Origin of the sequence: Microbacterium sp. zg-Y1090 (assembly GCF_030246945.1) — a bacterium.
Classification (GTDB): domain Bacteria; phylum Actinomycetota; class Actinomycetes; order Actinomycetales; family Microbacteriaceae; genus Microbacterium; species Microbacterium wangruii.
Genome location: NZ_CP126742.1, coordinates 1,706,971 through 1,731,857, shown reverse-complemented (window position 1 = coordinate 1,731,857; position 24,887 = coordinate 1,706,971). Strand labels below are relative to the sequence as shown.

General features: G+C 68.0%; 31 protein-coding genes, 1 tRNA gene and 3 pseudogenes. 18 read left to right on the top strand and 17 right to left on the bottom strand.

Annotation, left to right across the window (positions count from 1 at the left end):
- Positions 1-4 precede the first annotated feature (4 nt).
- Positions 5-418 carry a nucleoside-diphosphate kinase gene (gene ndk / locus QNO26_RS08190; RefSeq protein WP_257530652.1) on the top strand — a complete coding sequence of 138 codons (414 nt, stop codon included), beginning with the start codon at positions 5-7 and terminating at the stop codon, positions 416-418.
- A gap of 156 nt (positions 419-574) precedes the next feature.
- Here the strand turns inward: ndk and QNO26_RS08185 are convergent, their stop codons facing one another.
- On the bottom strand, positions 575-1,150 hold the full coding sequence (locus tag QNO26_RS08185) for a vitamin K epoxide reductase family protein (protein WP_257530654.1): 576 nt from the start codon (positions 1,148-1,150) through the stop codon (positions 575-577).
- Between the two features lie 293 nt (positions 1,151-1,443).
- Here QNO26_RS08185 and QNO26_RS08180 point away from each other — a divergent pair, with 293 nt between their 5' ends.
- Entirely contained in the window at positions 1,444-3,819 is a 2,376-nt protein-coding gene (locus QNO26_RS08180) for an Rne/Rng family ribonuclease (protein ID WP_257638406.1), read from the top strand.
- 14 nt (positions 3,820-3,833) lie between these two features.
- Here QNO26_RS08180 and QNO26_RS08175 read toward each other — a convergent pair whose 3' ends face one another.
- On the bottom strand, positions 3,834-4,112 hold the full coding sequence (locus QNO26_RS08175) for a DUF4031 domain-containing protein (RefSeq protein WP_257530658.1): 279 nt from the start codon (positions 4,110-4,112) through the stop codon (positions 3,834-3,836).
- A 226-nt stretch (positions 4,113-4,338) separates the two neighbouring features.
- Between QNO26_RS08175 and rplU the strand changes: the two genes are divergently transcribed.
- From rplU to rsfS, 9 genes are all read left to right on the top strand, one after another.
- Positions 4,339-4,647, top strand: a complete 309-nt coding sequence (gene rplU / locus QNO26_RS08170; protein WP_257530660.1) for a 50S ribosomal protein L21 — start codon at positions 4,339-4,341, stop codon at positions 4,645-4,647.
- A 19-nt stretch (positions 4,648-4,666) separates the two neighbouring features.
- A complete protein-coding gene (rpmA, locus tag QNO26_RS08165) occupies positions 4,667-4,924 on the top strand; it encodes a 50S ribosomal protein L27 (protein WP_191717567.1) in 258 nt (85 codons plus the stop codon).
- Positions 4,925-5,006: 82 nt separating this feature from the next.
- On the top strand, positions 5,007-6,509 hold the full coding sequence (gene obgE, locus QNO26_RS08160) for a GTPase ObgE (protein WP_257530664.1): 1,503 nt from the start codon (positions 5,007-5,009) through the stop codon (positions 6,507-6,509).
- Complete coding sequence (proB, locus tag QNO26_RS08155; protein WP_257530666.1) at positions 6,506-7,339, top strand: glutamate 5-kinase; 834 nt, start codon at positions 6,506-6,508, stop codon at positions 7,337-7,339. Before obgE ends, proB begins: the two co-directional genes overlap by 4 nt.
- A 9-nt stretch (positions 7,340-7,348) precedes the next feature.
- Positions 7,349-8,614 (top strand): glutamate-5-semialdehyde dehydrogenase, encoded by a 1,266-nt coding sequence (locus QNO26_RS08150; protein WP_257530668.1) that lies wholly within the window; start codon positions 7,349-7,351, stop codon positions 8,612-8,614.
- Between the two features lie 50 nt (positions 8,615-8,664).
- A complete protein-coding gene (locus QNO26_RS08145; protein WP_257530670.1) occupies positions 8,665-8,889 on the top strand; it encodes a hypothetical protein in 225 nt (74 codons plus the stop codon).
- 9 nt (positions 8,890-8,898) lie between these two features.
- The gene (gene nadD / locus QNO26_RS08140) at positions 8,899-9,495 is read left to right on the top strand and encodes a nicotinate-nucleotide adenylyltransferase (protein ID WP_257530672.1); all 597 of its coding nucleotides are present in this window, start codon (positions 8,899-8,901) and stop codon (positions 9,493-9,495) included.
- Positions 9,492-10,511 carry a hypothetical protein gene (locus QNO26_RS08135; protein ID WP_257530674.1) on the top strand — a complete coding sequence of 340 codons (1,020 nt, stop codon included), beginning with the start codon at positions 9,492-9,494 and terminating at the stop codon, positions 10,509-10,511. Before nadD ends, QNO26_RS08135 begins: the two co-directional genes overlap by 4 nt.
- Positions 10,508-10,885, top strand: a complete 378-nt coding sequence (rsfS, locus tag QNO26_RS08130) for a ribosome silencing factor (protein WP_257638405.1) — start codon at positions 10,508-10,510, stop codon at positions 10,883-10,885. Before QNO26_RS08135 ends, rsfS begins: the two co-directional genes overlap by 4 nt.
- Positions 10,886-10,888: 3 nt before the next feature.
- Here rsfS and QNO26_RS08125 read toward each other — a convergent pair whose 3' ends face one another.
- Positions 10,889-11,221, bottom strand: a complete 333-nt coding sequence (locus tag QNO26_RS08125; RefSeq protein WP_257638404.1) for a VOC family protein — start codon at positions 11,219-11,221, stop codon at positions 10,889-10,891.
- A 218-nt stretch (positions 11,222-11,439) separates the two neighbouring features.
- On the opposite strand from QNO26_RS08125, the gene QNO26_RS08120 reads away from it, so the two are divergent.
- Both QNO26_RS08120 and QNO26_RS08115 read left to right on the top strand, forming a co-directional pair.
- Positions 11,440-11,515: transfer RNA gene (locus tag QNO26_RS08120), tRNA-Ala, on the top strand.
- Between the two features lie 207 nt (positions 11,516-11,722).
- Positions 11,723-11,917: a helix-turn-helix transcriptional regulator gene (locus QNO26_RS08115; RefSeq protein WP_257530680.1), complete on the top strand. Its 195-nt coding sequence runs from the start codon at positions 11,723-11,725 to the stop codon at positions 11,915-11,917.
- Positions 11,918-12,543: 626 nt separating this feature from the next.
- Here QNO26_RS08115 and QNO26_RS08110 read toward each other — a convergent pair.
- Positions 12,544-12,837 (bottom strand): helix-turn-helix domain-containing protein, encoded by a 294-nt coding sequence (locus QNO26_RS08110; protein WP_257530682.1) that lies wholly within the window; start codon positions 12,835-12,837, stop codon positions 12,544-12,546.
- Between the two features lie 82 nt (positions 12,838-12,919).
- A complete protein-coding gene (locus tag QNO26_RS08105; RefSeq protein ID WP_257638403.1) occupies positions 12,920-13,474 on the bottom strand; it encodes a hypothetical protein in 555 nt (184 codons plus the stop codon).
- Positions 13,475-13,499: 25 nt separating this feature from the next.
- Between QNO26_RS08105 and QNO26_RS08100 the strand changes: the two genes are divergently transcribed.
- The gene (locus QNO26_RS08100; protein WP_257638402.1) at positions 13,500-13,685 is read left to right on the top strand and encodes a hypothetical protein; all 186 of its coding nucleotides are present in this window, start codon (positions 13,500-13,502) and stop codon (positions 13,683-13,685) included.
- Positions 13,686-13,781: 96 nt separating this feature from the next.
- Here QNO26_RS08100 and QNO26_RS08095 read toward each other — a convergent pair whose 3' ends face one another.
- The 4 genes and pseudogenes from QNO26_RS08095 to QNO26_RS08080 all read right to left on the bottom strand — a co-directional run bounded on the left by QNO26_RS08095 (position 13,782) and on the right by QNO26_RS08080 (position 15,743).
- Complete coding sequence (locus QNO26_RS08095) at positions 13,782-14,366, bottom strand: hypothetical protein (protein WP_257530688.1); 585 nt, start codon at positions 14,364-14,366, stop codon at positions 13,782-13,784.
- Positions 14,363-14,707: a PadR family transcriptional regulator gene (locus QNO26_RS08090; protein ID WP_257530690.1), complete on the bottom strand. Its 345-nt coding sequence runs from the start codon at positions 14,705-14,707 to the stop codon at positions 14,363-14,365. Before QNO26_RS08090 ends, QNO26_RS08095 begins: the two co-directional genes overlap by 4 nt.
- 268 nt (positions 14,708-14,975) lie before the next feature.
- Positions 14,976-15,221 (bottom strand): annotated as a pseudogene (locus QNO26_RS08085) (TraM recognition domain-containing protein); the annotation flags it as partial.
- A gap of 168 nt (positions 15,222-15,389) precedes the next feature.
- Positions 15,390-15,743: a MerR family transcriptional regulator gene (locus QNO26_RS08080; protein WP_257531708.1), complete on the bottom strand. Its 354-nt coding sequence runs from the start codon at positions 15,741-15,743 to the stop codon at positions 15,390-15,392.
- Between the two features lie 195 nt (positions 15,744-15,938).
- Between QNO26_RS08080 and QNO26_RS08075 the strand changes: the two genes are divergently transcribed.
- Complete coding sequence (locus QNO26_RS08075) at positions 15,939-17,456, top strand: SulP family inorganic anion transporter (RefSeq protein ID WP_257530692.1); 1,518 nt, start codon at positions 15,939-15,941, stop codon at positions 17,454-17,456.
- Positions 17,457-17,496: 40 nt separating this feature from the next.
- Here the strand turns inward: QNO26_RS08075 and QNO26_RS08070 are convergent, their stop codons facing one another.
- The 8 genes and pseudogenes from QNO26_RS08070 to QNO26_RS08035 form a co-directional block, all read right to left on the bottom strand.
- Positions 17,497-17,898, bottom strand: a complete 402-nt coding sequence (locus tag QNO26_RS08070; protein ID WP_257530694.1) for an arsenate reductase ArsC — start codon at positions 17,896-17,898, stop codon at positions 17,497-17,499.
- Between the two features lie 16 nt (positions 17,899-17,914).
- Positions 17,915-18,907, bottom strand: coding sequence for a metalloregulator ArsR/SmtB family transcription factor (locus QNO26_RS08065; RefSeq protein ID WP_257530696.1), 993 nt, complete (start codon positions 18,905-18,907; stop codon positions 17,915-17,917).
- Positions 18,904-19,995, bottom strand: coding sequence for an ACR3 family arsenite efflux transporter (arsB, locus tag QNO26_RS08060; protein ID WP_257530698.1), 1,092 nt, complete (start codon positions 19,993-19,995; stop codon positions 18,904-18,906). Before arsB ends, QNO26_RS08065 begins: the two co-directional genes overlap by 4 nt.
- Positions 19,992-20,315, bottom strand: a complete 324-nt coding sequence (gene trxA / locus QNO26_RS08055) for a thioredoxin (protein ID WP_257638401.1) — start codon at positions 20,313-20,315, stop codon at positions 19,992-19,994. Before trxA ends, arsB begins: the two co-directional genes overlap by 4 nt.
- 41 nt (positions 20,316-20,356) lie before the next feature.
- Positions 20,357-20,512, bottom strand: a pseudogene (locus tag QNO26_RS08050) (thioredoxin-disulfide reductase); the annotation flags it as partial.
- 186 nt (positions 20,513-20,698) lie between these two features.
- A complete protein-coding gene (locus tag QNO26_RS08045) occupies positions 20,699-20,977 on the bottom strand; it encodes a hypothetical protein (RefSeq protein ID WP_257530702.1) in 279 nt (92 codons plus the stop codon).
- A gap of 3 nt (positions 20,978-20,980) precedes the next feature.
- Positions 20,981-21,475: pseudogene (locus QNO26_RS08040) on the bottom strand (GNAT family N-acetyltransferase).
- Between the two features lie 14 nt (positions 21,476-21,489).
- Positions 21,490-22,806 (bottom strand): NAD(P)-binding domain-containing protein, encoded by a 1,317-nt coding sequence (locus QNO26_RS08035; protein WP_257530704.1) that lies wholly within the window; start codon positions 22,804-22,806, stop codon positions 21,490-21,492.
- 88 nt (positions 22,807-22,894) lie between these two features.
- Between QNO26_RS08035 and QNO26_RS08030 the strand changes: the two genes are divergently transcribed.
- The 3 genes from QNO26_RS08030 (at position 22,895) to QNO26_RS08020 (ending at position 24,881) form a co-directional block, all read left to right on the top strand.
- Positions 22,895-23,245 (top strand): ArsR/SmtB family transcription factor, encoded by a 351-nt coding sequence (locus tag QNO26_RS08030; protein ID WP_257530706.1) that lies wholly within the window; start codon positions 22,895-22,897, stop codon positions 23,243-23,245.
- A 183-nt stretch (positions 23,246-23,428) separates the two neighbouring features.
- The gene (locus tag QNO26_RS08025; RefSeq protein WP_257638400.1) at positions 23,429-24,196 is read left to right on the top strand and encodes a MerR family transcriptional regulator; all 768 of its coding nucleotides are present in this window, start codon (positions 23,429-23,431) and stop codon (positions 24,194-24,196) included.
- 67 nt (positions 24,197-24,263) lie between these two features.
- Positions 24,264-24,881, top strand: coding sequence for a GyrI-like domain-containing protein (locus QNO26_RS08020; RefSeq protein ID WP_257530710.1), 618 nt, complete (start codon positions 24,264-24,266; stop codon positions 24,879-24,881).
- Positions 24,882-24,887: the final 6 nt, after the last annotated feature.

Here is a 24,887-nt window from a genome sequence, read left to right as displayed (position 1 = left end):
CACCATGGCCACCGAAGAAACCCTCGTCCTCGTCAAGCCGGACGGCGTCGCCCGCGGCCTCACCGGCACGATCCTCGCCCGCATCGAGGCGAAGGGGTACTCCCTCGTCGACCTGCGGCTCGTGGAGCCCGATCGCGAGCGCCTCGAGGCGCACTACGCCGAGCACGCCGGCAAGCCGTTCTACGAGCCGCTGGTGGAGTTCATGATGTCGGGCCCGTCCGTGGCGATCCGGCTGGCCGGCAACCGCGTGATCGAGGGGTTCCGCTCCCTCGCGGGCACGACCGACCCCACGACCGCCGCACCGGGCACCATCCGCGGCGACTTCGGCCGCGACTGGGGCGTCGCCGTGCAGCAGAACCTCGTCCACGGTTCCGACAGCCCCGAGTCCGCCGCGCGCGAACTCGCGATCTGGTTCTGACCTCCCGCGACACGTCGGCAGGCAAGCGCACGCGCTGAGCCCGGCGTCGCGCGGTACCGAAACCGGCATCCGCTCCCGGGTCATCCGTGGCGGATGCCGGTTCTTCGTCCGCGCGACCGGCCTTCCCCGGTCACCCTCGGGAAGACCGACGCGGCGTCAGAGCTGCGCCATCCAGTCCAGGCGCAGCTGGGCGATCAGAGCGACCACCGCATAGGTCACGATCGTCATCAGCGGCACCCAGGCGCCCAGCTTCGCCGCCCACCGCACGCCGGATTCCCGGAGCGTCTGCACCGTCACGGCGTAGAACGACGGAATGGTCACCGCCCAGGTCACCATGCACCACGGGCACAGCGTGTTGAGGCTGAATACGCTCTGCGCGATGAGCCAGATCACGAACCCGAACGCGAACGCCATACCCGCCCAGAAGCACCACCAGAACCACCGCGCGAAGCGCGCCCCCGCCAGCAGGGCGAAGCCCACCACGATCGGCGCGACCCACCCGGCCAGGCCCAGGATCGGGTTGGGGAAGCCGAAGACGCTGCCCTGTGCGGACTCCAGGTTGGCCGTGCACTGCACCAGCAGGCTGAAGTCGCACGAGGCGATCGCCTCGGGGTCGGCCAGCAGCGCGAACCGCTCCATGGTGAGCGAGAAGGACGCCCACCAGCCGATCAGACCCGCCATGATCAGCCACACGGCGAGGATGGACGGGCGCTGCGATCGGGTCTCTGCCATGTCCGGATTATTCCATCGCCGCGGCGCCCCCTCACGACACGACGGGACCGGCGGGCATTCCGCGAACACAAGATGCACCGATAGTGCGATAATGGTCGGTGATGCACCCGCGGCCGCGCCGCGACCGCATCACCGAAGACTTCGGGCGATGAACGCCCAGCGCAGCCGCCAACGAGCCGGCTGCAGACCGAGTGAGAGTTCGCGAGCCGCATCGTGAAAGACGAGACGACAGCGGCCCCGCACGAGATTTCGCCGGGCGACGCGCGGTGTCGCCCGCAAGGAGTACGCCGGTGATGACCGATGACACCCCCACGACCCCTGCCACCGATGCCGAAGAGACGGTGACCCCGCCCTCCGGCGACACCGCGCCCTCCGGCCCCGCCGACACGGACGCCGCACCCGAGGGGGAGGCTTCGACCGAGACGGACGCGGCACCCGAGGCGGAGAAGGCATCCGAGACGGACATGGCCCCCGAGGTGGATGCCGCGCCGGTCGAGTCCGCCGCCGAGCCGGCCACGGACGCTCCCGCCGAAGCCACGACTCCGCAGGAGCCCGCTGCACCGAAGGGCCCCATCACGGCGGTGAGCCTCGGCCTGCTGCCGGAGAACTTCGTCTCGTCGGTGTCGACCGAGCTGCACTTCTACGCCCCGGAGATCACACCGCTGCCCCCGCGCCCCGGTCGCCGGCCGGAGGACGACGAGGACGAGCAGCCCAGCCGCTCGTCGTCGCGTCGTCGCGGACGGCGCCGTGGTGGCGATGACGACGACGACTCGGCTCCAGCGTCGGCACCCGCCCCGCGCCAGCGTGCCGTCGAGCTCATCACCGAGCCGCAGCGCATCAAGGGCTCCACCCGCCTCGAGGCCAAGAAGCAGCGCCGTCGCGACGGACGCGAGGCCGGCAGGCGCCGCACCGTCGTCACCGAGGCCGAGTTCCTCGCCCGGCGCGAGGCCGTGGACCGCGAGATGATCGTGCGGTCCAAGAACGGCCGCGTGCAGATCGCGGTGCTCGAGGACAACGTGCTGGTCGAGCACTACGTCGCCCGCAGCCAGGACGCCTCGCTCATCGGCAACGTCTACCTGGGCCGCGTGCAGAACGTGCTGCCCAGCATGGAGGCGGCCTTCGTCGACATCGGGCGCGGCCGCAACGCGGTGCTGTACTCCGGTGAGGTCGACTGGGATGCCGTCGAGACCGGCAACCAGCCCCGCCGCATCGAGTTGGCGCTCAAGTCGGGTGACCGCGTGCTCGTGCAGGTCACGAAGGACCCGGTCGGTCACAAGGGTGCCCGCCTGACCAGCCAGATCTCCCTTCCCGGCCGCTACCTCGTGTACGTCCCGGGCGGCGCCATGAACGGCATCTCCCGCAAGCTCCCCGACACCGAGCGCGCCCGGCTGAAGCGCATCCTCAAGGAGGTGCTGCCCGAGTCCAGCGGGGTGATCGTGCGCACCGCCGCCGAGGGTGCCACCGAGGAGCAGCTGACCCGCGACGTGCAGCGTCTGACGAACCAGTGGGAGCACATCAGCAAGCAGGTCGAGACCGTGGGCGCCCCGGCGCTGCTGCACTCCGAGCCGGACCTGCTGGTGAAGATCGTGCGTGACGTCTTCAACGAGGACTTCACCAAGATGCTGATCCAGGGTGACGACGCCTACGACACCATCACCAGCTACCTCGCCGGCGTTGCGCCCGACCTGCTCGACCGCGTGCAGCGGTTCGAGGGCGACCACGATCCGTTCGACGAGTTCCGCATCACGGAGCAGATCGAGAAGGCGCTGGACCGCAAGGTCTGGCTGCCCTCGGGCGGCTCTCTCGTCATCGACCGCACCGAGGCGATGACCGTCATCGACGTCAACACCGGCAAGTTCGTCGGCTCCGGGGGCAACCTCGAAGAAACGGTGACCAAGAACAACCTCGAGGCGGCCGAAGAGATCGTGCGCCAGCTGCGGCTGCGCGACATCGGCGGCATCATCGTCGTCGACTTCATCGACATGGTGCTCGAGTCCAACCGCGATCTGGTGCTGCGCCGCCTGGTGGAGTGCCTCAGCCGCGACCGCACCAAGCACCAGGTGGCGGAGGTCACGTCACTGGGCCTCGTGCAGATGACGCGCAAGAAGCTCGGCCTCGGGCTGCTGGAGACCTTCAGCGAGGCGTGCGACGTCTGCGCCGGCCGGGGTGTCATCGTGCACCACGATCCGGTCGTCAAGCACCGCGGCAACGGCGGCGGCAACACGTCGGCGCGCCGCCCGCGCCAGGCGCCCCCTGCGCCCGCGCCCACCGGGGGCACCCACGTCATCACCGAGGGCGTCAAGTCGGCCCTCGCGCAGATCGCGGCATCCACCATCCAGAACGCGCCCGAGGAGGCCATGGCCGGGTCGCTGGACCTCCCCGTCGCTGAGCCGGCCGCAGCCGTCGACATCGACCGCGCCGACCGGACCGAGGCGAGGGAGCCGCGCGCGGACCGAGGCGACCGCCCGGACCGCGCGGAGCGCCCGAAGAAGGCCCGCAAGAAGAAGTCGGAGTCGTCCGCGCCGAAGACCGAGAAGGACCTGCTGCTGGATTCCGTGCTGCAGGCCCTTCCCGAGCCGAAGGCCCCGGGACAGGGGAGAGGCCGGCGCCGCGTGTCGACGGCCGCGCTCACCGGCACCCCCGTGCCGCACATCAAGGACGGCGAGTAACACCGCCGCTGCCGTCAGCGCTGCGTGCGGGTCCGGTCTCGGGCCCGCACGCGCAGGCCGGAGGCGATCAGCCGGCGCACCAGCTCATGGCCGTCCACGTGCTGCGCACCGGCGGCCACGAGGCGCGCGTGGCTGGATTCGGGGACGTCGTAATGATCCAGATCGAAGCTGCGAGCCGGCACGCCGTTCGCCGCGGCGAAGGCGTGCAGTTCATCGAGCGTGCTGTCGCTGACCAGATGCGCCCACAGCCGTCCATGAGCGGGCCAGCGGGGGTCGTCGATCAGGATCGCCACCCGTCGATGCTACGGCTCGCCCGCGACACGCATCCCGTCCTTTTGCGCATGTTGCCCGGCATCGGCTAAACTCGACCTTTGGTGCGGCGCGTCTCCAGCCTTCGGGCAGCACGTGCATGGCGACGTCGGCTTTCAGCCGTCGGTCGGCACCCAGACTTATCTTTCACAGAGCGAGTCTCGCAAAGACAACCGGAGCCTCGCGCTCCCGAACGAAAACAGGTGTGAAGTGGTTTACGCAGTTGTGCGCGCCGGTGGCCGCCAGGAGAAGGTCGAGGTCGGCACGATCGTCGTCCTGGATCGTCAGAAGGCCAAGGTCGGCGAGTCCCTCGAGCTTCCCGCCGTCCTGCTCGTCGACGGCGATGCCGTCACGACGGACGCCGACAAGCTGGCGAAGGTCACCGTCACCGCTGAGGTGCTCGGTGAGTCGCGCGGTCCGAAGATCGTGATCCAGAAGTTCAAGAACAAGACCGGTTACAAGAAGCGCCAGGGGCACCGCCAGGACCTCACGCGCGTCAAGGTCACCGGCATCAAGTAAGGCCAGGGGAGACGCAGAGATGGCACACAAAAAGGGCGCAAGCTCCACCCGTAACGGTCGTGACTCCAACGCCCAGCGCCTCGGCGTCAAGCGCTTCGGAGGCCAGGAAGTGAACGCCGGCGAGATCATCGTCCGCCAGCGCGGCACCCACTTCCACCCGGGCGCGAACGTCGGCCGCGGCAAGGACGACACCCTGTTCGCCCTCGCCGCCGGCGCTGTCGAGTTCGGCTCGAAGGGCCGCCGCAAGGTGGTCAACATCGTCGCGGCCGCGGAGTAACCGCGAGACGCACTGAATCTCGGCGAGGGGCGGGCTACGGCTCGCCCCTCGCCTGTTTGTACCGACAGCTGAGGAGCAGTCCATGGTCACCTTCGTCGATAGAGTGACGCTCCATCTGCGCGCCGGAAAGGGCGGCAACGGCTGCGTCTCGGTCAAGCGGGAGAAGTTCAAGCCGCTCGCCGGTCCCGACGGCGGCAACGGCGGCAACGGCGGCGACATCGTGCTGGTCGCCGACCCGCAGGTGACGACGCTGCTGTCCTACCACCACTCGCCCCATCGCACCGCCGGCAACGGCGGGTTCGGCATGGGCGACCACCGCTCGGGCGCCAACGGGGAATCGCTCGAGCTGCCCGTCCCGGTGGGCACCGTGGTCAAAGACGCCGCCGGCCACACGCTGGTCGACATGGTCGAGCCCGGCACCCGCGTGGTCGTCGCCCCCGGCGGTCAGGGTGGTCTGGGCAACGCGTCGCTGGCCAACCCCAAGCGCAAGGCCCCCGGGTTCGCCCTGCTCGGCACGCCCGGGTGGGAAGGCGACATCCAGCTCGAGCTGAAGACGGTCGCCGACGTGGCCCTGGTGGGCTTCCCGTCCGCCGGCAAGTCCAGCCTCATCGCCGCGGTCTCCGCCGCGCGACCGAAGATCGCCGATTATCCGTTCACGACGCTGCACCCGAACCTGGGTGTCGTGCAGGCGGGCGAGGTGCGGTTCACCGTCGCCGACGTGCCCGGTCTCGTCGAGGGTGCCAGCGAGGGGCGGGGCCTGGGCCTGGAGTTCCTGCGGCACGTCGAACGGTGCACGGCTCTCGTGCACGTGCTGGACTGCGCCACGCTCGAGCCGGGTCGCGACCCGCTGAGCGACCTCGACGTCATCCTCGCCGAGCTCGCCGCCTACCCGGTGCCCGAGGGACAGATCCCGCTGCTCGAGCGCCCCCAGCTGGTGGCGCTGAACAAGATCGACGTGCCCGAGGCGAAGGAGCTCGCCGATCTGGTGCGTCCCGACCTCGAAGCCCGCGGTTACCGCGTGTTCGAGATCTCCACCGTCAGCCACGAGGGTCTGCGTCAGCTCACCTTCGCGCTCGGCGACGTGGTGGCGCAGCACCGCGCGCACCTGGCGGCGACCCCGGCGCCGGAGCGCATCGTCATCCGCCCGAAGGGCTCCGAGAAGGAGTTCGAGATCCGCGTCGAAGGCGGCACGTACGGCAACATCTACCGGGTGCTCGGCGCGAAGCCGGTCAAGTGGGTGCAGCAGACGGACTTCCAGAACGAGGAGGCCGTGGGCTTCCTCGCGGACCGCCTGGAGAAGCTGGGCGTCGAGAACGGGCTGTTCAAGGCGGGCGCGCAGGCCGGATCCACCGTCGTCATCGGCGAGGGCGACGGCATCGTGTTCGACTGGCATCCGGCCATGACCTCCGCTGCGGAGCTCATGACAGCGCCGCGAGGCACCGATCCGCGACTGGACCTCAACCCGCGCCGCACCACGTCGCAGCGTCGCGAGCGCTATCACGAGCGCATGGATGCCAAGGCTGAGGCCCGCGCAGACCTCGAGGCCGAGCGCCGCGCAGAGCGAAACGAGGAGACCTCGCGGTGACAGCGCGGGATCGCTCCGGGATCCGCACGGCCCGCCGGCTCGTGGTCAAGGTCGGCTCGTCGTCGATCAGCGGGGACAACGCCGGCAAGATCCAGGGGATCGTCGAGGCTCTCGCGGCCGCGCACGCGCGCGGCGTGGAAGTCGTGCTGGTGTCGTCCGGTGCGATCGCGACGGGCATGCCCTTCCTCGACCTCGACGAACGCCCCGCCGACCTCGCTACGCAGCAGGCGGCAGCGGCGGTGGGCCAGAACATCCTCATCTACCGCTACCAGGAGGCGCTGCGGGCATTCCGCGTCGTCGCCGGCCAGGTGCTGCTGACCGCGGGCGATCTCGAGAACCCCACGCCGCGCTCGAATGCGCGCCGTGCCATGGATCGCCTGCTCGGGCTCCGGATCCTCCCGATCGTCAACGAGAACGACACCGTGGCGACGCACGAGATCCGCTTCGGTGACAACGACCGGTTGGCGGCACTGGTGGCGAGTCTGGTCGGTGCCGACGCGCTGGTGCTGCTCAGCGACATCGAGTGCCTCTACACGCGTCCGCCTTCGGAGCCGGGGGCGGAGCCCATCCGGCACGTCGCCTTCGACGACGATCTGAGCGGATTCGAGTTCGGGTCGGTGGTCGTCAACAGCGTCGGAACCGGGGGAGCGGCGACGAAGGTCTCCGCCGCCCGGCTGGCCGCGGCATCCGGGATCGGGGTGCTGGTCACCAGCGCGGACCTCGTCGGTGCCGCCCTTATGGGGGAAGACATCGGCACCTGGTTCGCACCCGACCCGAGCGGGTCCGCGCCGAGGACCGGCGCCGTCCCGACCACCGCCGCCCACGACTAAACTGAGCCGATGACCACCCTCACCGTGCCGACGACGGCGCGCGAGCGGATGCAGCTCGCCAAGGATGCCTCGCGCAGCGTCGCCCTGCTGAGCGACGAGGACAAGGCCGCCGCGCTGCACGCGATCGCCGACGCCCTCGACGCCGCTGTCGACGAGATCGTCGCAGCCAACGCCGAAGACCTCGAACGCGGCCGCGCGACGGGGATGGCGCCGGGGCTTCAGGACCGGCTGCGGCTGGATGCCGCGCGCATCGGCGCCCTCGCCGAGGCGGTGCGCCAGGTGGCGGCGCTGCCTGATCCGGTGGGCCGTGTGCTGGATGAGCGCGTGATCGGCGGCGGGGTGCGCCTGCAGAAGGTGTCGGTGCCCTTTGGCGTCGTCGGCTCGATCTACGAGGCGCGACCGAATGTGACCGTCGACATCGCCGCGCTCGCGCTGCGCGCCGGCAACGCGGTGGTGCTGCGCGGCGGCACGGCTGCTGAGCACTCCAACGCCGCCCTCGTGCGCACGATGCGCGGTGCTCTCGCCTCCCGCGGCATCGATCCCGAGGCCGTGCAGACGCTGGACGACTTCGGACGAGAGGGTGCGCGGGAGCTCATGCAGGCCCGCGGCCTGGTCGACGTGCTCGTGCCGCGCGGCAGCGCCCAGTTGATCGAGACGGTCGTGACGGAGTCGTCGGTGCCGGTGATCGAGACCGGCGCCGGGGTCGTGCACATCGTGCTGGATTCCACCGCGCCGACCGACTGGGCCCGCGACATCGTCGTCAACGCCAAGGCGCAGCGCCCGAGCGTCTGCAACGCCGTCGAGACCGTGCTGGTGCTCGCCGACGCCGCCGAGAGGCTGATCCCGCCGGTCGTCACGGCGCTGCAGCAGGCGGGTGTCACCGTGCACGGGGACGACACGACGCGGAGCCTGGCGCCCGACGTGGTGCCCGTGACCGAGGACGAATACGCGCTCGAGCACATGAGCCTCGACCTTTCGATGCGCGTCGTGCCCGACCTCGACGAGGCCCTCGCCCACATCCGGCGCTACTCCACCCAGCACACCGAGTCGATCATCACGGCGGATGAGGCCCGCGCCGAGCGCTTTCTCACCGAGGTGGACGCCGCTGTCGTCATGGCCAACGCCTCGACGCGCTTCACGGATGGCGGAGAGTTCGGGTTCGGCGCTGAGGTCGGCATCTCGACCCAGAAGCTGCACGCCCGGGGCCCGATGGGCCTTCCTGAGCTGACCAGTGTCAAGTGGCTCGCCCGTGGCGGCGGGCAGGTGCGCTCCTGACGCAATAAGCTGGAGAGCGCGCGCCCCCAAGCATCCTGAACGGAGCCCCTATGAACCTCGCCTCTATCACCGCCTTCGCCGCGGCGGAGACGGAACACCACGTCGGCCTTTTCGACAACGTCGGCTACGGCATCGTGGCCCTCGCGATCTTCCTGCTGCTCGGGCTGGTCACGCTCTCGTACCGCAACGTCGCCAACCGGCACGCCCCGAAGGCCGAGGCCTACGCGCGGGCGCACCGCGAGGAACTCACGCAGGCGGGGCACGGCCACCACTAGGCCGGGTGCATGACTTCTCCGCGTGCGCCGCGCATCGGTGTGATGGGTGGGACGTTCGACCCGATCCATCACGGCCACCTCGTCGCAGCCAGCGAGGTCGCCCAGTCGCTCGACCTCGACGAAGTGATCTTCGTGCCTACGGGGCAGCCCTGGCAGAAGCACCAGGTGTCGGCCGCGGAGCACCGCTATCTCATGACGGTGATCGCGACGGCATCCAACCCGAGGTTCACCGTCAGCCGCGTCGACATCGACCGCGGGGGTCCCACGTACACCACGGACACCTTGCGGGATCTGAAAGTGCAGCGCCCCGACGCGGAGTTCTTCTTCATCACCGGCGCCGATGCGATCGCCCAGATCTTCACGTGGCGCGACCACGAAGAACTGTGGAGTCTCGCGCACTTCGTCGCCGTATCCCGTCCCGGCCACGTGCTGGACATCGAGGACCTGCCCGCCGAGGGCGTCAGCCAGCTGGAAGTGCCGGCACTGGCGATCTCGTCCACGGACTGCCGCGACCGCGTACATCGGGGATACCCGGTGTGGTACCTGGTCCCTGACGGCGTCGTCCAATACATTGCGAAGCACCACCTCTATCGGAGCCAGGCATGAGCACACCCGAGCAGCCCACTCCGCCGCTGACGCGCAAGCAGCTGCGTGACTTGCGCAACACGGCGGCGACACCGATCATCACCGGCGATGAGCCCTCTGTCGAGCCTGCGGTCGTGGCGGCTCCGCTGCCGAAGCCGGCGCCCCCCGCCGAGGTTCCTCCCGCGCCCCAGCCCGATTCCGAGGTCGACCTCGCAGCCAGCCCGCTCACCCGCCGCCAGGCGCGGCAGCAGGAGCGCATCCGCACGGCGTCGGTGCCCGTCATCACTCCCGACCTGATGGCCGCCCCCGACGTGCAGGCGGATCAGGCAGCTGCGGAAGAGAGCGAAGAGGCCGCCGCGGCCGACACCGCCGCATCAGAAGCGGAGGTCGATGAGGCAACCGTTGTCGAGGACGCTCCTGTCGTCGAGGAAGCTCCTGTCGTCGAGGTTCCTGTTCAAGAAGCGCCCGTTGTCGAGGCGCCCGCCACCGCAGCGCCCGCCGCCGAGGACCCCGCCCTCGACGTGGTCGAAGAGCGCCCCGTCGTCAACAGCGCGCTCGGAGCCGAGCTGCTCGAGGGCCAGGCCGATGCCGTTGAGCTGCCGGCATCCTTCGACAACCTGCTCGGTCGCGGCTCCGGCGCCGGATCGCTCACGGCATCCAATGCGCTGATCCTCTCGCAGACGCCCACGTCCGGCCCCCTGGTCGGCCCCGTCACCGCGACCGGCGAGGTGCTGATCACGGGTACCTTCGAGTTGCCCGAGGGCCTCGGATCACGGGGTCACGCGCCGGGCGTCGCCGACGGCAAGGACATCGATGCCGTCCTCATCGACGGGGAACTGCCGCCGGCATCCTCACCCACCCCGATCGCCGCGAGCGCGGCGATCAGCACGTCCAAGAGCGCCGGAGAGATCATCCAGCCGCCTGCCCCGGAGAGGGGCGGCCGTCTCATGATGGCCCTCGCCATCACCGCGGGCGCGCTTCTGATCACCGTCGTGGGCGTTTTCATCTTCGCCATCACCACAGGAGTCTTCTCATGACCGCCAGCGCCCAGTCGATCGACATGGTCCAGATCGCCGCGCAAGCCGCCGATGCCACCGGCGGAGAGGACATCGTCGCACTCGACGTCTCCGAGCCGTTGCCTCTCGTCGACGCGTTCCTCATCGTCTCGGGCAACAGCGAGCGCAACGTCGCCGCGATCGCCGACCGCATCGAGGAGAAGCTGCTCGAAGCGGGACACAAGCGCCTGCGTCGTGAGGGGCGCGAGCAGGCTCGGTGGATCCTCCTCGACTTCGGCGACCTCGTCGCGCACGTCTTCCACCAGGAGGAGCGCGTGTTCTACGGCCTCGAGCGGCTGTGGAAGGACTGCCCGGTCATCCCGGTCGAGCTCCCCGCCACGACATCGGCCGACTGAGGCTCACTGCAGGCAGAACTCGTTGCCCTCGGGATCGCGTAGCTGGTAATACAGTTCCGGCCACGGTCCCCACGATTGATCGACGAGTCTGACGACCTCGGCGCCCAGCGTGACGAGGCGATCCTTTTCCGCATCCAGCTGCGCGCGGGTGGGTCGCCCTTCGGCGACCGTCTGCACATCGAGGTGAATCCGGTTGCGCCCCCGCTTCGGGCCATCGGCGTGGTGGAAGAAGAGCTGGGGCCGACGCCGGCCGGGTCTTCGGCGAGAGCGCGCGTGCCAAGATCTTCTTCGGTGAGCCCGGCGTCGAGCAGTTGCCGCCGCATCGGGTCCTCCCATTCGAGCAGCGGATAGCCGAAGACGCCCGCCCAGAAATGGGAGAGCGCGCGGGGTCGTCCGCGTAGAAGGTGATGTTGCCCAGGGTTGCCATGTGGCACCTCTTCCGGTCGGATGCGGGTCACTCTACGGACACGCCCGGACATCGCAGCGGATTCGGTTCCCTGTGCCGACGTGTTGTAGGCTTAACGAGTTGCCGCGCGAAAGCGCGAGCATCGTCTGGGCCTGTGGCGCAGCTGGTAGCGCACCTGCATGGCATGCAGGGGGTCAGGGGTTCGAGTCCCCTCAGGTCCACCAAAAACCCCCGGTCTACCGGGGGTTTTTCGTTTCTCCGGCGCCCGCATGAGATGCCAAGTCCCCGTTATTCCCTCGTAATGACCGTGAGGGACTGGGGGGCAAATCGATGCGACCACCAAGATCGCGCAATACCGTGCATGTGGGTCCCATGAGCACGAACGCCTCCCAGACCCCGTCCCTCTCCGAGTCGAGACTCTCTTGCGCTCGATGACGCTCGACGAACTCCCTGACCTCCTCACGATCAAGGAGCTGTCGATCTGGGCGCGGATTCCCGTCAACACCCTCTACGAGTGGAAGGCGAAGGGCATCGGGCCCACGCCGCTGAAGATGGGCAAGCACCTGCGCTACTCGAAGGAGCGCGTGCGTGCGTGGACGCTCGAGCTGGAAGCCGCCGCCGCCTGATGCCCCGCCACAATATGGCCCCAGGCGCTCCTGGCCGCAGCGCCCCGCCTGCGGTGTGCCCGTGCCGCGCCCTTCCGCGCCCGCCGCCCCGGAAGCCGCGGCCTGCTGCTTCCGACGCGGTGGCAGAGGATTTGGAGCTGACGAAGGCCCAGAAGGCATCGCGTCTGCACTCGCAACGCACAAAGACTTGTGGGCCAGGCCATGCATAGCCCGGTTGGTGATCGCCGTGTATGTCTGAGACATGGCGTCCAGGACGAGCACCACGAGCCGCAGATAGGCCGCGTGTCGCCACCCCGCTGCGGCCGTGACTGCCTCGACGCCCGACGCGACGAAGACCATCGGCGGCGCAGGGGGGTTAAGCGCAGCCTCTGATGATGGTCGGCGGAGACGGTGCGGGCCTGCCCTCGGACATGCGAGCACGGCTACTGAAGCTCCGCTCGGAGGGGGTCGGGCGAGACCGCGGTGCGCCGGTCTGCCAGCGCTGCGGCTCTAGTCGTCCGTCATGAGCCGGCCGTCGTCCTCCAGCCAGACCCGCTTGCGCTGGCTGATCGCGGTGGCGACGATGCCGAGCTCGGGATCCCCTTACGGACACGATCGCGTGGGGATCGACTGCACTTCTGTGTCGCTCATGCCGCGTCGATCCCATCGGCAGGCTCGATCACCCAGTCGAGTCTCACCTCCGGCACCTCGAGCGCGTGCAACACCCTGATGAGGGTGTCGAGCGTCGGGTTTGCGACCCCGCCCGATGGGGTCGTGGCCCGCTCCAAGCAGCTGTACGTGTACAGGGCAAGTCCCGCTTCCTGAGCGACGCGTTCTTGGGACAGTCCGCGTGCCTGACGGAAGTGCCGAAGCAGGATGGCGAGCCGTTGGGCAGCTTCGATGCGGATCTCGCGGTACTCGTGTTCCGAGAGCGCGCTCATCCAGGCTCAACGCCCAAATAAAGATGGGGTGCGCTCCGCCCGGTATCGGCGCAGGGCGCACCCCTCGGGGTGTTGCAGCGACCTAGAAGGTGTACTGCTGTCCGCCGATGTTGGCGCCGACGCGCAGCCCCAGACCGTAGCTGAACGTTCCGAGGACCGTGTCGGCGCTGATCCGGTACTCCGCGCGCGCAGGACCGGAAGCGTTCTCGTACCTCTTTCCGATCGAGAAGGACTCCTGCTTCCACGATCGCGCCCCGTAGACGACGGAGCTCTGGCTGTAGATCGAGTCGATCCGGTCGTAGCCGTTGTTGACGAAGGTGAAGTCCGCCCGGAAGTTCTGTTGGACGATACCGTCCCAGCGGTCGATGAGGCAGTTCGTCTTGCGGACCACGCCGCTGCCATTGCTGGTGCTGCACCCGCTGACGCCGAAGGGTGTGATCGTGCCGGGTGCTGGTGCCGGCTTGGCGATCTCGATGCGGTTGATGCTCACCGATCCGTCGGCGTAGACGTTCTCGGTGACTTCGAACCCCGACTCGACAGTCGTGTTCGTGGACACCGGCGCGGCGCCCGTCATGGAGTCGAGCGGCTCGCCGCTGAGCAGCTTGTCGACCAGGGCGTCCTGAGTGGTGGTGGGCACGCCGCGCTCCGTCAGGAAGGTGGTGATGCTCGCCTCCATCTCGGCGGTCTGGTCGGCCGGGGAAGTGGTCGTGCTCGCCAACGCTGGCGAAGCGAACGAGCAGATCCCCACGATGAGCGCGGCTGCAGCGCCGGCCACGGTTGCCTTGCGCATTTTGTCCCGAAACTTCATTGTTCCTCCTCCATGGGTGCACCTGATGGCAGCCCCTTGAGGATGAAGCTATGAGTCGGGCTTGTGGGTCGCTACCAAGGATGATTGCTTGACAGACCGCGACATGCATGACGCCCTGCCCACAGTGGCCGACGGTTCAAACCAGTGACCGTCGGATCTGCCTCCGCCGCCGGAGGGGGCCCACTATGAGCACGGCTGCTGTGAGCGAGTACAGCAGCGCCGCGAGCACGTAGAGCGTCACGATGGCCGGCCAGATGAGTGCGTTGCCCGTCGGATCCAGCCCTGGCACCACGCCCGGCATCGCTGTTGCGACCACCGCTGCTGCGGTGGCGAGAAGCGCGAGCATCCCAATCCACTTCTCCCGCGTGGTCCACGCTCGCGAGATCCACAGCATGACGATGCCCGCGATCCAGCCGACCCAAGGGACGATGAAACCCCCGATCGTGATGAGTACGGCTGTCAAGGCGACGTACCAGCTGCGCTCGGTGACAGGCACCTGGCCATGATCGCTGTTCCGCCGTGCAGGCTCGGAAACCCGGGCGCTGGCCGCCACGTAGGCGGGGTCGCCGATCAGCCTGATCCGATCGGCTGCTTCGCTGGGGCTGAGCCCAGCGAGCTCCTCACGGATGCCGTCGACGAGGCTCGAGCGAGTCTCAGCATCGACGTCTTCCAGGAGGGAGTCCAACTCCCGCAGGTACGCGTTGACGGTGGTGTTGTTCATGAGTCCGTCCCAGGTTCGATACAGCGGACGACTGAGGCCGTGAACGCGGCCCAGCCCTGTCGGAATTGATCCAGTGATTGCTCACCGGCAGGGGTCAGCTCGTAGTAGCGGCGTGCTGGGCCGTTCTCCGAAGGCACCTCGTAGGTCGTGACATGGCCCCGCTCTCGCAGGCGCGTGAGCACGGGGTAGAGGGTCCCGATACTGCCGATGATCCCGCCGTCGGTGATCAAGCGATCCGCGAGCTGCCACCCGTACATCGGCTCCTTCGAAAGAAGGCCGAGGATGCACGGCTCCACGACCCCGCGGCGAAGCTGCGGCACCGGATCGCTGATGGCTATCATGCGGCACAAGGTAGCAGTGCACTGTATTGCTACGCAAGATACCGGCGGATGCAACCGAAGCGCTCATGGAGAGCCGACCCCCGGCGCCAGAGGTACTCCAGCTAGGGGAGCGGACCGCTCACGCGAGCCGTCCGCGCAGCGTGTCGTTCTGATGCCCGGTAGACGCTGGAGCGGCCGATCTGGCAGAGGTCGGCGATCTCGGTGATCGTCATGTCGCCGTCGGCCATCGTCCAAGAGCTGGCATTCATATGCCGTTGTGACATAGCTAGCGAGAGCCCCACTCCCGCATGCGAGTGACGATCGGCGGTGCGGCTCTCAGCATCAGGAGCGCGGTGCCGTACGGCAGCGTCCGGATGACGTCGGGCGGCATGATCGGAACCCGGCGCGTTGATCGCTGACTCGAGCGCATCGTGGTGATCCCCGTGCCGCCGCCTTCCGCCATCAGGACGGGCAAAGACGGCAGCGGCGCGAGGTTGCCGATCTCATCGAGCGCCAGAAGGAGTGGCGGGCCGAGCCCGAAGACAGTACCTGCCGACGAGGCCGTGGCCTGCGCCCGCATCGCCTACCGGCGCGGCCGGGTTAGAGCCCCTGGCAGCGCCCGATTCGTGATTGAGGCTCAGCTAGGAGGTCTCCGCCCCGGGAACCCTCGATTCGCACCCCATCATTTCCCCGCTCATCCACGTCACAGGCGGTCGAGCAGCTCCACGAACTCGTCCGCCATGGCGAGCTGCTCGGTGAGCTTCTCGCGTCGCAGCGCGGCAGCCTTTCGGATGTCATCGAGTTGGGCACGCAGTAGAGCGTCGTGCGGAGTGATGGCGAGTGCGTCGACGATGTCCAGGAGCTCGCGCATCTCATCGAGGGTGTATCCGAGTGGCTTCATCCGCCGGATGAGCAGTAACCGCTCAACGTCTTTCTCGGTGTAAAGCCGAAAGTTGCCCTCGGTGCGCGCGGACGGCGCCACAAGTCCCGCATCCTCCCAGTGCCGGAGAGTGCGCAACGACAGAGACGTGCGCTCGGTAACCTCACCGATCCGCATGGTTTCCTCGTTGGTCACAGGTCAGCCTCCTGGCGATTCCTCGCAACACTCACGTTACGTTAGAGTCGAGATCGGCGCGGCTCTCGCGCTCGAACTCCCATCTTCCCGCGTCGGACTGACCGACGCCTGCGTGCCGTTGCGCGCCTCCACTCGTTATCCCCGCTCTCACGAGAGAGCCCAACCTTCGGAGGGCATATGACTGCCGTCACCCCCACCCGCGATGCCGCGTCGCGCTATCGCACCGAACCCACCGTCATGCAGGCGCTGCGCAGCCCCCGCCTGCTCACCCGCGAAGTCCTCGCTGGTCTTGTCGTCGCCCTCGCACTGATCCCGGAAGCAATCGCATTCTCGATCATCGCCGGCGTCGACCCCCGCGTCGGCCTGTTCTCCTCGTTCGTCATGGCCGTCGCAATCGCGTTCCTCGGCGGCCGTCCCGCGATGATCACCGCCGCGACCGGCGCGATCGCGCTCGTCATCGCCCCTGTCGCCCGCGAATACGGCATGGACTACTTCATCGCCACCGTCCTTCTCGGCGGGCTCATCCAAGTCATCCTCGCTCTGCTCGGCGTGGCCAAGCTCATGCGCTTCATCCCCCGCTCGGTGATGGTCGGATTCGTGAACGCGCTCGCGATCCTTATCTTCACCTCCCAGTTCCCGCAGCTCATCGGCGTCCCGTGGCTCGTCTACCCGCTCGTTGTCGTGGGGCTGCTGGTCATGTACCTGATGCCGCGATTGACGAAGGTGATCCCCGCTCCTTTGGTTGCGATCGTTCTGCTCACCGCCGCGGTCGTGGTGTTCGCCTGGAATGTCCCGAACGTCGGCGACCAGGGCGAACTGCCCAAGAGCCTGCCGGAGCTGTTCATCCCCAACGTGCCCCTCACGCTCGAAACGCTCCAGATCATCGCGCCCTACGCCCTCGCCATGGCCGTCGTCGGACTGCTCGAGTCCCTGATGACCGCGAAACTCGTCGATGACATCACTGACACTCACTCCCGCAAGACCCGTGAAGCGCTCGGCCAGGGCGCAGCGAACGTTCTCTCCGGTGCCTTCGGGGGCATGGGCGGTTGCGCGATGATCGGGCAGACGATGATCAACGTCAAAGCCTCCGGTGCCCGCACCCGCATCTCGACCTTCCTCGCCGGCGTGTTCCTGCTCGTGCTGATCCTCGCCCTCGGAGATGTCGTCGCCATCATCCCGATGGCCGCCCTCGTGGCCGTGATGATCCTCGTGTCAATCGCGACGTTCGACTGGCACAGCATCCGTCTCAGCACCCTCAAGCGGATGCCGAAGAGCGAGACGGCCGTCATGCTCATCACCGTCATTGCCACCGTGTGGACCCACAACCTGGCCGTGGGGGTCATTCTCGGAGTCATCGCCGCGATGATCATGTTCGCCCGCCGCGTCGCCCACTTCGTCACCGTCACCCGCACCATCGACGACACCGGCGCTACAGCGCACTACGCCGTGGACGGTGAACTGTTCTTCGCGTCCAGCAACGACCTCACCACGCAGTTCGAATACGCGGACGACCCCGAGACGGTGGTGATCGACATGAGCCGATCGCACGTCTGGGACGCCTCTACCGTCGCCGCACTGGACGCGATCGTCACCAAGTACGAGAACCGCGGCAAGACCGTGACTATTGAGGGCCTCAACGACACCGCAGCGGCGCTTCACGGTCGATTGACCGGGAATCTTGGCGCCGGTCACTGACCTCGAAGAGCGCAGATGGGAAGAGAAAACTGAGCGACCGTCACACCAGCTCTGACACCAGCTGCTCGATGCGGACGCGAATCTCGTCGCGGATCGAGCGCACGGAATCGATACCCTGCCCGGCCGGGTCGTCGAGCTTCCAGTCTTCGTAGCGCTTACCCGGGAAGAACGGGCAGGCGTCACCGCATCCCATCGTGATGACAACATCTGACGCCTGCACGGCCTCGGTAGTGAGGATCTTGGGCTGTTCGAGGGTGATGTCGATGCCCACTTCTCGCATCGCCTCGACGGCGACCGGGTTGATGCGGTCGGCGGGCATGGATCCGGCGGAGCGGACTTCGACGCGGTCCCCGGCGAGGTCGCGGAGCCAGCCGGCGGCCATCTGGGAGCGGCCGGCGTTGTGGACGCAGACGAAGAGGACGGACGGTTTGTGGACGGCCATGTGCGATGTGTTTCTTTCAGTCGGTGAGTGTGGTCAGTAGTGCGCGAACGCGGCGCTCGATGTCGTGACGGATGGCGGCCGCGCCTTCGGGCGAGGACAGTGCCGGGTCGCCGACGGCCCAGTCCTCGTAGCGGACACCGGGGATGATCGGGCACACGTCGCCACACCCCATGGTGATCACCACGTCGGCGGCGCGGACGGCGTCGTCGGTGAGCGGCTTCGGGAACGCCGCTTCGGCTGGCCGCTCTCCTTCGATCTCGGCGAGGAGTGCGCGGACGTGCGGGTGCACGTCCGCCGCGGGCGTCGATCCTGCCGAGCGTGCCACGACCTTGCCGTCGGAGAGCCGGTTCACGAGCGCCGCGGCGAGCTGGGAGCGGCCAGCGTTCGCCACGCACACGAACAGCACCTGGGGGCGACCGGTCGTTCGGTCGCGGGTCAGGTCGGCGAGACGCTGGCGGGCGAATCGTTCGGTGAGCGGGATGATGTGCCGGGTCAGCTTGGCCGACCGGACCAGGCCTGCGTAGGACTCCCGGACGATGGCGATGACGAGGTCCCGGCTCAGGTCGGGCAGCTCGTCTGCGAGTTCCTCGGCGAGACGTGTAACGCGCGCGTCCATAGTCTGCAGGGTTTTGGTGCGCTCGGTTTCGTCTTCCACGGTGTCGAGTGCCGCGGCCGGTGCGAACGCGTCCAGCAGCGCGGTGACGGCGCCCCGGCGAGCGGGGGCGATGCGGTAGTAGACCCATGTGCCGCGCCGCTCGGACAGCAGCATCCCGGTCTCTTTGAGCACCTTCAGATGGTGCGAGATCGTGGGTTGGGAAACGTTGGCAAGTTCGGTGAGGTCGCACACGCAGGCCTCACCGCGCGGGTCGGTCGCGATCGCGGAGAGCATGCGCAGCCGCAGCGGGTCGGCGATCGCTTTCAGGGCGCCCGCGACGGTCGTTGCGGCGTCCAGGCCGATGGCGTGGCTGATCGTCGGTGAGCACGTCTCCGTGTCGATCACACCCGTCATGAGGCGCTCCCTTCGTACGGGTCGGTGTGGAACCAGGACCGAGCTGCCCAGAGCGAGACGTAGACGAGGCCCACCAGGACGGGGACTTCGATGAGGGGTCCGACGACGCCGGCGAGTGCTTGTCCGGAGGCGGCTCCGAAGGTGCCGATCGCGACAGCGATGGCAAGCTCGAAGTTGTTGCCTGCGGCGGTGAATGCGAGCGTCGTGGAGCGCGCATACCCCAGGCCGATGCTTTTGCCGAGCAGCAAGCCGGTGAACCACATAAACCCGAAGTAGAGCAGCAGGGGCAGTGCGATCCGCGCGACATCCAGCGGGTTGGCCAGGACTGCGTCGCCCTGCAGCGCGAAGAGCAGCACGATCGTGAACAGCAGCCCGTACAGAGCCCACGGACCTATCGCCGGAAGGAAAGTCTCCTCGTACCAGACGCGGCCTCGACGCTTCTCACCGATCCACCGCGACGCGAACCCGGCGACGAGCGGGACGCCCAGGAACACCAGCACGTTGAGCGCGATCTGCCACACTGACACATCCAGCCCCTGAGCGTCCAGACCGAGCCAACCGGGCAGGACGGTGAGGTAGAACCATCCGAGCACGGAGAACATCACGACCTGGAAGACCGAGTTGATCGCGACGAGCACGGCGGTAGCCTCACGGTCGCCGCAGGCGAGATCGTTCCAGATCACGACCATCGCGATGCAACGCGCGAGACCCACGATGATCAGGCCCGTCCGGTACTCGGGCACATCGGCCAGGAAGATCCATGCCAGGGCGAACATCACCGCCGGCCCCACGAGCCAGTTCAGAATCAGAGAGGAGACGAGCAGCTTCTTGTCGCCCGTGACGGCAGCGACCTTGTCGTATCGGACCTTCGCGAGCACCGGATACATCATCACCAGCAATCCGAGCCCGATCGGCACCGAGATCCCGGCCACCTCCAGCCGGCCGAGCAGATCCGACAGCGCAGGGACGAAACGGCCGAGCAGTAGCCCCCCGACCATTGCGAGGCCGATCCAGAGCGGCAGCCACTTGTCGAGCGTGGAGAGCCGCTTCGGCGCAGTGCGGGCTGCGGCGACGGGCGCGGCGGTCATGCGAGCAACTCCTCGATCTTCGCTGCGATGACGGGCTTCGGGTGCGCGCCGATGAGGACGTCGACCCGTTTCCCGTTGCGATAGAACCCGAGCGTCGGGATCGAGGTGACACCGGCGGACATCATGGTGTCGGGGTTCTGGTCAGCGTCGACCTTGACGATCCTCACACGCCCGTCATAATCGGCTGCGAGCTGGTCGAGCAATGCCGCGACCTGGCGGCACGGTCCGCACCAGACAGCCCAGATGTCCACCACAACGGGCAGATCGGAGTTGAGGACCTCGTCGTGGAACGTAGCGTCGGTGACGGTGAGAGCGGTCACGCAAAGACCTCCTGAGCATTGGTCGGGTAAGCAGCTTCGATGTTCTCGACCTCGGTCGTCGTCACCAGGGCACCGCCCGTCGCCACCGATCCCGCGATCGCCACGGGCGGCAGGTTCGCGCGAGCAGCGTAGATCGCGGCCGTGTGTCCTGCCGGGCCAGACCCGATGGTGACCAGCTCCGCCTCTTGTTTCGACATGCTTCTATATTGAAGGATCTCGAATCAGCAGCCAAGCTCACCGAGCGTTGGTCACCCAATGTTCAACTTGCAGCTCTGGAGGCGTCATAGCTTCTCCAACCCGGCTGTGCGTCAGGTACATGAATCTCTATCCGAGATCACAGGGAAGGCTCTTGATATGAACGCAGGGTGAGCGCACGACGTCAGTCAGCGGGCGAAGTTCCCGGTTCTCCGTGCATGGTCACCGAGGGGCGTGAGGCGGTACCCGTCCGGACCCGCCGCAACCCATTCGAGATTCTCTAGCCGCCACAGAGTCTCGGCCGCCATGCGAGGAAGCGCCTGGCGGTGCCGGGGACTCGCGGTGGAGCGCGCGGCTGCCCAGGCGGTCACGATGCGTTCCGGCGCGACCGGCCCTTCGGTGGCGATGATGTCGAGAATGAGTCGCCGCACACTGGTGAGGTGCCTGCGGATCTGCGTGTCGTCCATCGGCTAGCCGATGCCGTTTCGTGCGCTGCGCCGCTCGACCAGGACCGTGTCGCGCCACTGCCCCGCATGGGCGCCCATCTCGGATCGGGCGACCCGCTCGCGTCGCCCGATCACGCGAAACCCCATCCCTTCGTGTAGCCGCAGGCTCCCGGCGTTCTCCGGGAAGATGCTCGATTGGATGGTCCACACTCCGGCGGTCTCTGCCGCGGCGATGAACTCGCCGAGGAGTTGCCGCCCCACCCCGGATCCGTGCTATGCAAGATCGATGTACGCGGAGTGCTCCACGACGCCGCGGTAGGCGGGCCGCGCGGAGACCGGGGATGCCGCCACCCATCCCATCACCCGGCCCGCTTCGTCGGTGGCGACCAGCCGCATGGTCGCGAGTCTGCCCGCGTCGAAGGTCTGCCAGGTGGGCGAGGCGACTTCGAACGTCGCCTCGCCCTCCTCGATGCCCTGCGCGTAGATCCGCTCGACATCCGGCCAATCCGCGGGCGTCATCTCACGGACCCGGATCACGAGCAGCATCCACCCCCGTTGCCGGCGTCGGTCGAGCACACACCCGTTGCGGGAATGACAAGGTCGACCTGGGATGCTGAGGCGGTGTCTCCGGCGAGCCATGCCGTGACGGAGCGAACCTGCTCGTAGCCGGTGGCGAGCAGGAAGGTCGGCGCGCGCCCATATGACTTCATGCCGACGATGAAGAAGCCCTGCTCGGGGTGGGTGAGCTCACGGAACCCGTGCGGTTCGACGGTTCCGCAGGAGTGGACGTTCGGGTCGATGAGCGGAGCGAGCCGCTTGGGCGCCTCGACGATCTCGTCGAGGTCGAGGCGGATCTCGCGCAGCATCTCGAGGTTCGGGCGGAACCCGGTGGCGTTGACCACGATGTCGGTGTCGTGGGTGACGACCTCGCCGCGGCGGTGACCGACCAGTTCGACGGCCTCGCCGCCGCGACGCGCGCGAATGATCTCGAATCCGTCGATGAGTGCGATGTCACCGCGGTCGACGGCCCGGTCCACGCGGCTTCCGAGGTCCGCGCGTCCGACCAGCTGGTCATCCGGCGAGGAGGAGACGCGTACTGCCTTCGCGTTGCGGATCATCCAGGTCACCGTGGTGCCGGCTTCCTCGCGCGCGAGCTTCACCAGGGCGAGCAGTGTGTTCGCGGCGGAGTGCCCCGCGCCCACGACGGTGATCCGCCGGCCCGCGAACATGGCCCGGTCCCTGCCGAGCACGTCGGGGAGAGCAGGCGTGACTCGGTCGGTGATGTCGCCCATGCCCAGTAGCTCCAGGCCATTGGAAGACAGCGAGTTGGGAGAGAGGTAGGTGCCCGATGCGTCGATCACCGCGCGAGCGGCGATGTCCTGCACCTCGTCGTCTGCGGTCCGGATCCGTACGGCGAACGGGGTCGCCGCCCGGCGCGCTGTGCGGGTGCGGTCCATCCCCTCGCGAGATACGCCGATCACCTCAACCCCGAGGCGGATGCGGGAGGCGAGCTCGTCCAGCGCCGCGAGCGGAACGACGTACTTCTCCACCAGCTCCGCACCGGTCGGTGCACGCTCCGGGTCGGGCAGCTGCCACCCGCGCTCCTCCAGCAGCCGACGGGAGGCGGGATCCACCAGGTGCTTCCACGGAGAGAAGAGTCGGGTGTGTCCCCACGAGCGGACACTCGCCGCCACGTCACCACCCGCTTCGAAGACAAGGAAGTCGATGCCGCGCTCGGCCAGGTTCGCCGCGGCGGCGAGCCCGATGGGCCCACCGCCGATGATCGCCACGGGCAGAGTGAAAAGTCGACTGTCCTCAGTGACGCGGGGTGTCAGGTCGAGCAGGGTCACAACATCCTCCAACAGATATCGATGAACTTCGATATTTTGAATCTTCGAGCATCTATCGACATCTGTCAATATCGACTATCCTCGATGTATGACCTCGACGCTCGACGTGACCGACATCGCCGCCGGGGCGTGCTGCACGCCCCTGATGCGGGAGCCGCTGACAGCCGAGGAGGCTGAGCAGCTCGCTGCAACCATGAAGGCACTCGCTGACCCTGCCCGCCTGCGTCTCCTGTCGATCGTGGCCGCGTCCGAAGACTCGGAAGCATGCGTCTGCGACCTGATCGAGCCGGTCGGCCTGAGTCAGCCGACCGTGTCGCATCATTTGAAGATTCTCACCACCGCCGGGTTCCTCACGCGGAGCAAGCGAGCCACATGGGCGTACTACAAGTTGGTGCCTGGCGCGCTCGACCGCGTCTCACAGCTCCTCGTCGCCTCGTGAGCCGGACGATTCCCTCCGCAACGGGGAGTTTTCGACGGCGTGGGACTTTCTGCGGTCGTCGTCGGGTCCGGCCGCCGCGCAGCAACTGTCGCCGGGAGACGTCGGGCTGCCGCTGTTCGAGGACGCGTCCCGCCCTCGGCCGGCCAGTAGCGTGATCGACGAGGGAAGAGGAGGGGAGTAGGGATGCCGTGGAGCACGAGTGAGCTCGGCCATATCGCCGGGACGACGGTGAACACCATTCGCCACTATCACCGCGTAGGGCTGCTCGAGCAACCCGAGCGGACCCACAACGGCTACAAGCAGTACGACGTGCAGCACCTGGTCCGGCTCCTGCGCATTCGTCGGCTCGTCGCACTGGGTCTTGCGCTCTCGCAGATCCCGGCCGTCAGCGCGGGCGAGGAAACCAGCACCGAATCGCTGCGCGAGCTCGACGCCGAGCTGCAGGCGAGCATCGAGCGGCTCGAGCAGGCGCGCGCGAGCATCGCCGCCATTCTGCGGGACAAGGCTCCCGCAGACGCCCCCGCGGGGTTCGAATCCGTGGCATCCCGCGTCTCGGAGACGGATCGGTCCGTCCTGCACCTCTACACGCGGCTGCTCGACGAAGACGCGCTGGACGACGTGCGCAAGATGGTGGAGGACGACCCGGACGATCTCAGCGCAGCGCTCGAGCAGCTGCCGGCCGACGCGGACGAGCGGGCGCGGGACGCCCTGGTCGCACGATACGCGGAGGTCTTCACACAGAACTTCCACGACTATCCGTGGCTGAGGGAGCTGCCTTCGGCGGGGCTCACCCGCCGGGGAGCGGTGGTTGCGCAGGCGCTCGGCGAGGCTGTGCCGGAGCTCTACAACCCCGCCCAGCTGGACGTGCTGCAACGGGGCGCCGTACTCGCCATGGGCCGAGTGCTCGCCGTGCCCGAGGACAGGAGCGGCGCGACCGAACGCGCGGGATGATCGGCCGCGCCTGCCTGCGGCTATCAGGGGAGCGCGCGAAGCCGTCGCGTGCCAGGATCAGGGCACGATGAAAGTCGACTTCACGAAGACGATCGATGCCTACCGGGCGAAGGCGGGCGTCTTCCGCATCGTCGACGTGCCGCCCCTGCGCTACCTCGCCATCGACGGGGAGGGCGATCCGAACACCTCCGCCGGGTTCGGCGACGCCATCGCCGCCCTTTACCCGGTGGCCTACAAGCTGAAGTTCGCGAGCAAGGGGCGGCTTGACCGGGACTACGTCGTGCCACCGCTCGAGGCGCAGTGGTGGGCGGACGACATGGCGGCCTTCACCGAGCGCCGCGACAAGTCGGCGTGGCGGTGGACGGCGTTGATGATGGTGCCCGAATGGATCGACCGCGAGATGATCGACGATGCCGTCGCGGCGGTCGCCGCCAAGTCGCCTGCGCCCACCGCTCTCGAGCGGCTCCGGTGGGAGACCATCGCGGAGGGCAGGTGCGTGCAGACCCTGCACATCGGTTCGTTCGACGACGAGGGGGACGTGCTCGCGCGGATGCACGATGAGTTCATCCCCGGTGAGGGCCTGCGCATGACGGGCAGGCACCACGAGATCTACCTCAGCGACTTCCGCAGGGTCGAGCCCGCGAAGCTGCGTACGATCCTGCGCCAACCCGTCGTCCCCGTCTGACAGCAG